The 6,452-nt window shown below is 49.8% G+C and carries 4 protein-coding genes and 1 CRISPR repeat array; of the genes, 1 reads left to right on the top strand and 3 read right to left on the bottom strand.

Going from position 1 to position 6,452, the window contains the following annotated elements:
* Nucleotides 1-99 precede the first annotated feature (99 nt).
* A CRISPR array of direct repeats spans nt 100-394; the repeat unit is 32 nt; unit sequence GTCGCCCCCCGCGCGGGGGCGTGGATTGAAAC.
* A gap of 74 nt (nt 395-468) precedes the next feature.
* From COV46_01060 to COV46_01050, 3 genes are all read right to left on the bottom strand, one after another.
* Nucleotides 469-2,016, bottom strand: coding sequence for an AAA family ATPase (locus COV46_01060; protein ID PIR18187.1), 1,548 nt, complete (start codon nt 2,014-2,016; stop codon nt 469-471).
* A gap of 204 nt (nt 2,017-2,220) precedes the next feature.
* Complete coding sequence (locus COV46_01055) at nt 2,221-3,801, bottom strand: glycoside hydrolase (protein ID PIR18186.1); 1,581 nt, start codon at nt 3,799-3,801, stop codon at nt 2,221-2,223.
* A 2-nt stretch (nt 3,802-3,803) separates the two neighbouring features.
* Nucleotides 3,804-4,748 (bottom strand): hypothetical protein, encoded by a 945-nt coding sequence (locus tag COV46_01050; protein PIR18185.1) that lies wholly within the window; start codon nt 4,746-4,748, stop codon nt 3,804-3,806.
* 115 nt (nt 4,749-4,863) lie between these two features.
* Between COV46_01050 and COV46_01045 the strand changes: the two genes are divergently transcribed.
* Nucleotides 4,864-6,309: a histidine ammonia-lyase gene (locus tag COV46_01045; GenBank protein ID PIR18184.1), complete on the top strand. Its 1,446-nt coding sequence runs from the start codon at nt 4,864-4,866 to the stop codon at nt 6,307-6,309.
* Nucleotides 6,310-6,452 lie beyond the last annotated feature (143 nt).

The following is a 6,452-nucleotide window of genomic DNA, read 5'->3' as shown; positions in this document are numbered from 1 at the left end:
AACTTAAAATTATAGCGGCCTTTCTACCACCGCTCGGTCGAGGTGCCCGCAAATGACCCACTCATATCCGCGAAGAGCCTTTTTTAATAACTTACTTTGGTCGCCCCCCGCGCGGGGGCGTGGATTGAAACGTGTTGGCTGGTTTTGGCAGAGTGGCATAATAAGTCGCCCCCCGCGCGGGGGCGTGGATTGAAACTAAGTACTCCTAATGATATTCTAAAGTATATTGGGTCGCCCCCCGCGCGGGGGCGTGGATTGAAACCTAATTATACATATTACTATAGCGTAATTAAGAAGTCGCCCCCCGCGCGGGGGCGTGGATTGAAACCTCAACAAGCGCCGCCGGCGTTGTCGGCGCGAGGTCGCCCCCCGCGCGGGGGGCGTGGATTGAAACGCGTCAAAGGTTGTCTTTTGGACACCGAAGTTGCCCTCCGGGTGTAATTGAGATAGTGCGTCCTAAATCTAAGTTCAATTTACCGGCGATATCTCCAAGATACGGTCTATTCGAAAGGTGCGTTCTTCCTTGCGGGTGTGGCAGAAACATCTGACCCCTTGAAAAATCTTTCCCGAATATTCCATATCACCTATCGTCAGGGGCTCTATGACGCGTTTTGATTTAATATCCTGCGCCTTCAGGTAGGTTATCTTCAGCCTACACTTGTTCTTCAGGGCGTCCTGCAATATTCGCACCTTTTCTTTGAACGGAATGTTTTGTTCGGATATCTGATATTGATACTTTGTCAGGAAGTTGACTATCCTCCAGTCGACCAGCACGTGGTTCTTTTGAAATTTGTGTTTCAGAACTATCCCTTCCATGCTCCTGCATCTGCTTAGCGCTACGTAGGCCTGTCCGGTCGCGAACATCCCCCGGCTCAAGTCAAATATCAGCCTGTCGAACGTTTTCCCCTGGCTCTTGTGGATGGTTATGGCCCATGCGAGCTTGAGAGGGAACTGTGTGAATGAGCCGATCTCTTGGGTCGATAGTTCATTCGTCTTGCTGTCAAGCGTGTATTTGAACAGATCCCACGTGTTGCGCCCGACATCTTCCGTCTCTCCGTTAGGGAGCTCGACAAGGATGCAGTCGTCCTCTATCTCCGCCACTTTTCCTATCGTTCCGTTTATCCACCGTCCCATGTTATCGTTATTCAAAAGCATGACCTGTGCGCCTATTTTAAGCTTTAGATCAGGCTCTGCCGGCAAGGCGCCCTTGTCGAATTCACCGCTGATTTCTCCTTCAAATGAATATTCTCTGCCGCGTAGTGCGGATAATTTTGTCAAATTTATTTCAGCCGCCTTTGCGTTCACCGCTGTGAGGTAGATATAAAAGTCGTCCTTCGGTTCGAATAAGGGGTCATAGCGCGAGTTGAGGGTCGAAATCTCCTGCTGGGTGACGGAATTATTGCGGATGCTGTTGAGTATCTTTATGAATTTTTCGTCTTTTTGGCGGTATATCTTTTCGAGTTCGACCAGTTCCAGCTGTATTTGCGGAAATACTTTGGAGGAAAAGAAATAAGGACTCTCGTAGTGGCCGGAGAATATCTCCCTTTCGGCAGATGTCACGACCGGCGGGAGCTGGTAAAGGTCGCCGATGAATATCATCTTCACGCCGCCGAACGGCGCGTCTTTTCGCCTGCGAACCATTCTTAAAAATTGGTCGACGCAGTCCAAAAGGTCGGCCCGAACCATCGATATTTCATCTATCACTATTGCGCTTATTTTTCGGTACATTTCGGCGTCTTTGTGCTTAAGAAGCCTGCCGGCGGTCTTTTTTGCGGCGGTTTCGGTGATACCGGGCTTGAACCTGAAGAACGAATGGACGGTTTGGCCTTTGATATTGACCGCCGCGACGCCGGTGGGGGCGAGGATGACAACTTGTTTCTTGGTAGTTTCGCGAAAATATTCAAGGAGTGTCGATTTTCCGGTGCCGGCCTTACCGGTGATGAAGACGCACTTGTCGGGCTCTTCCATTGTTTGAAGCGCCCTGACAAACTGATCGTTAAGCTCGATACCGTGCATATTTCACGGTCTTTATCCGCAAAAACGCCCACAAAAGCAAGCGGATTTATCAGGGGTTACGCCGATTAAGAATACATCTCATAATCCGTATTCGGGAATATATTATCCGGTTATTCAAATGGGGGGAACAACTCGCTCGGAATGCCTCGCTCCTTTCCCCCCATGCCCCTTTCGTGCGCACTGGCAAATCCGGATGCTCACTCACTAACCATATATTTTGTAATCAATATTAGGAAAAATATTATCCTTCCATTCCAGCTCGCTGACAAAGTTCATGTCGAGGCGTAAATTCAGGATGTCATCGTATAATTTATTGAAGCGGAAGATGTGCTCTTTGGTCCGTTTAACGGCATATTCGACCATGGTGCCGCTGTTCATAATGAACGCCCAGTCGGAAGATTGCGCCAGCAAAAGCTCTCGCGCCATCTGGTTTAGCGTCCGGCGCAAGTTATCGTCGGGGTTTTGGAACTTGCGGGCGAGCTCCGTTATTCTCCATGCCGCCTCGTGGAGGTGGCGGTAGATCCAGTCGTTCGACTGGTTGCACCAGACATCGGCATAGCCCTTATTCCCCCAAGAGGATTCGGAAGGGTAGGCCATCTGGTTCTTCGGGTATATCTGCAGGAACTCGAGAGGCGTGATCAGCTTCACCACGTCCTGATCACAGGCCATTTTTCTGATGACGAAATTTAGCCAGTCGATGCCTTCATACCACCAGTGGCCGTAGAGCTCGGCGTCATAGGGGGCAACGATTATTGGCTGGCGGTTCATGACGTTGCAAAGGTACTCGGCCTGCTTTACGCGGTTGAAGACGAAGTTCCCCGCGTGCTCAGCCGTTTTTTCCCATGCCGCGTGCGGGTCATAGGGTTCTTTGTGGCTGGTCTTACCGGTTATCTTGTGGTACTTGACGCCGGTCATTATCCTTATGCCGTCGCGGTGGATGTACGGTTTAATATATTCAAAGTCGAGGTCAAATCCTATGTCGCGGTAAAAATCGCGGTAGCAGCCATCTCCCGGATAACCTTCCTGTGCGCTCCAAACCTGCTTGCTCGATTCATAGTCGCGTCCGAACGCCGCAATTCCGGAAGGGCAATAGAGCGGAGAATAGACCCCGTATTTGGGCCGGCTGTCGGCATGGATTATCGCATGGCTGTCGACAAAGAAGAACTTGATACCGTATCTGGCAAGGACGTCGTCTAAACCCGGGAAATATCCGCATTCGGGGAGCCAGATCCCGCGGGGCGCTCGTCCGAAATGGTCTGTGTAATGTCTCACGGCCATTTCGATCTGTCCCTTGACCGCCTCCGGAGAAACCCGAAGTAAGGGAAGGAATCCGTGCGTTGCGCCGCAGGTGATTATTTCAAGTGAAGCGATATCCTGAAAATGTTTGAAGCCGTTTATAAGATTTCTGCCGTACTTTTCTTCGAACATCCGGCGGGCGTGGCGGAACTTATTTAGGTACATGTGGGCAGTGCGGTTGAATTCCGGCTGGCTTCCCGTGCGCCACACCTCTTTTTCGGCGAGTTCAACAAGTCTTTTAATATGCCTTACATAGCGATCCTGAAGTAGAGGATCGGTCATCATCGAGAGGAGCGGCGGGGTAAGGCTCATCGTAAGTCGAAAGTAGACATTGTCGCGCTCAAGACCGTCCATCATGGTGAGGAGCGGCACATATGTCTCGGTTATCGCCTCGTAGAACCATCTCTCTTCCAGAAAATCGTCGTGTTCGGGATGACGGACATAGGGAAGGTGCGCGTGCAGAACGAATGATAGAAAACCTTTTGTCATATTTATGATGAGATCGAAGGTGCCCGTATCTCTTCTATCTCTGTGAATACATGTTCCGCGCTGGAGCCTACGATCGTGGAGAACTTTCCCTTGCGCAGGAGATCGAAGAAATAGGGTCCGAGAATCTTTTTAAGGAGCTCAAGGTCGGCGTCGGTATATTCTTCCACTTCTGTGATGAGCTTTTCGCCTGTGGGGAGAACGAGCATCCATTTAATAGGCCCGCGCGGAGCCAATCCTGCCCGCGGAAGCTTCATCGTGTTGGATGTGGCCAGCGAATAAAAATCGCCGCGATCGTTCTTCATTCCTACATCAACGGCGAGCCTTTGTTCGGGGTGGTCGAGCTTAAGATACCAGTTGCCGACCCGTTCATAGATGGAGACGTCCCATACATTGTTGGTTTCAAGGTTCTTAAAGCGGAGCGTCAGCTTTGCATTGTGGCCTATCTTTGAGACAGCCTCATGCATTCTGTCGGACTGGACCTCCCAGTAGATAAATACGAACTTGGGGTCCACTATAAGAAGGACTATCCTGTTCTTTCCGTATTCGAAGGGGATGTTGTGCGCCTGAAATTCGCCGGCATTCTGTTTGGGGCCTAATTGAAACTTTGCCTCGCCGACAAGCAGTTCGCCGCCGTTCGGCTCTTTATCCGCAACTTTCGGTTTAAGTTCAGGAAGGGCAACCTTATGGGGACGCTTTACACCCTTTTGCTTTTTAGATCTTAGTTTTTCTTCCAACAAAAGTTCGCGTTTAAGGCTTAACTTTCTGGTTGCCGATTTGGCCTTTTTAGCAGGTTTTGTCTTTTTAATGGGCTTAAGCGCTCTGGCTTTTATCTTTATCTTTATCTTAGCCTTGGCCTGGACCTTGGGCTTTGCTTTGACCTTCACTTTAGTCTTTGCCCTGACCTTGACCTTTGGTTTTGTCACTGATTTTTTTAGCTTTTTTGGCATTCTCACGAACCTCGGCCGATTATATAGACCAATTAAAATGCTTAGGCAACGTTAAAATTTATAGAAAGGCAATTGTATTTGACATTGATAGAACTCTATTGCACAAAAAGACCCTATGAACTTCATTATCGGCGATAAACCCTTAACGTTGGAAAAAGTTTGGGCCTGGATCGAAAAACCAACGCATATTTCCATTCATCCTTCGGTAAAAACAAGGATGGCGGCGTCTAGACAAGTGGTTGAGGAGTGCCTGAATGACGGAAAGCCTCACTATGGCATCAACACGGGGTTCGGTAGCCTTGCAAACACAAGGATACCGGACGACAAGTTAGACGCCCTTCAATACAATCTGGTCAGGAGCCATGCCTGCGGTGTTGGAGAGCTCTTTTCTGACGATATAGTAAGGCTTATCATGTTGCTTCGTGTCAACGTTTTGGCGATGGGGTATTCAGGCGTTCGTTATGAAGTATTAGAGTTCCTCGTTAACTATGTTAATGATGGAAACATTCCCAAGATCCCTTCTCAAGGTTCCGTTGGAGCGTCCGGCGACCTTGCACCTTTGGCTCACTTGGCGCTTGCCCTAATAGACGGTGGACTGAAGCTCAAGGCGAAGGAGGGGTTGTCGCTTATCAATGGGATACAAGGTTCGCTTGCGGTGGCGGTCATAGCTCTTCGCGATGCCGAAGTTCTTATTGAGCATGCAAATTCTGCTACGGCGCTTACGCTCGAAGGGCTTCGCGGAAGCGATAGGCCGTTCGACGAACGGATCGCCAACGTTAGACCGCAGGAAGGGCATAAAGAGGTATCGGAATTCGTTCGCGGACTCGTTTCCGGAAGCAAGATAATAGCATCACATAAAGGATGTTCGCGCGTTCAGGACCCCTACTCAATGAGATGCGTGCCGCAGGTGCATGGGGCGGTCGTAGATACCTTGAAATTTGCCAAAGGTATAATTGAACGCGAGCTTTCAAGTTGTACCGACAACCCCTTGATATTCGGGCGCGATATCATCTCCGGCGGCAATTTTCACGGAACTTCTATCGGTATTGCCTGTGATGCATTGGCAACAGCTATCACGGCGCTTGGTAACATTTCAGAACGCCGCATCGAACAGATGATCAATCCGAAGCAGGGGGATCTACCGGTAAAATATCTTGTGAAAGACGCCGGTATCAATTCGGGTTATATGGTGGCCCACGTTACGGCAAGCGCGCTTGCCTCCGAAAATAAGACGCTTTCATTCCCTGCATCGGCCGATTCGATAACGACCTCCGCAGGGCAGGAAGATTTTGTAAGTATGGCGATGTGGGCGGCAAGAAAGTTGAGGCAGGTCGTTTCAAATACCGAGAAAATAGTCGCAATCGAGTTCCTCTCCGCCGCACAGGCGATAGATATGCAGGAAGAAAGGCTTTCCCCGGGCCTTGGCACCAAAAAGATCTATGAGCTTATCAGAAGCGAGGTTTCCACCCTCATAACCGACCGAGCCCTTTATAAGGACATCGAGATGATGCTCGTCATCATGAATAAAGGCTGGGAGTCTGCCCATCTGGTCAGAGAATGATGGTAGAAAAAACCCACAAGACGAACCCACAAGACGAACCCACAAGACGGACTCATTTGCACAAGACGGAACCCACAAGACGGACTCATTTGGAGGAGATTGGGTGGTTTTGGATAAGTGACGTGGAGAGGGTGCGGTTCTAC

This window comes from Deltaproteobacteria bacterium CG11_big_fil_rev_8_21_14_0_20_49_13 (assembly GCA_002796305.1).
Lineage (GTDB): Bacteria > UBA10199 > UBA10199.
This window is presented reverse-complemented; position numbering and strand designations above follow the sequence as displayed.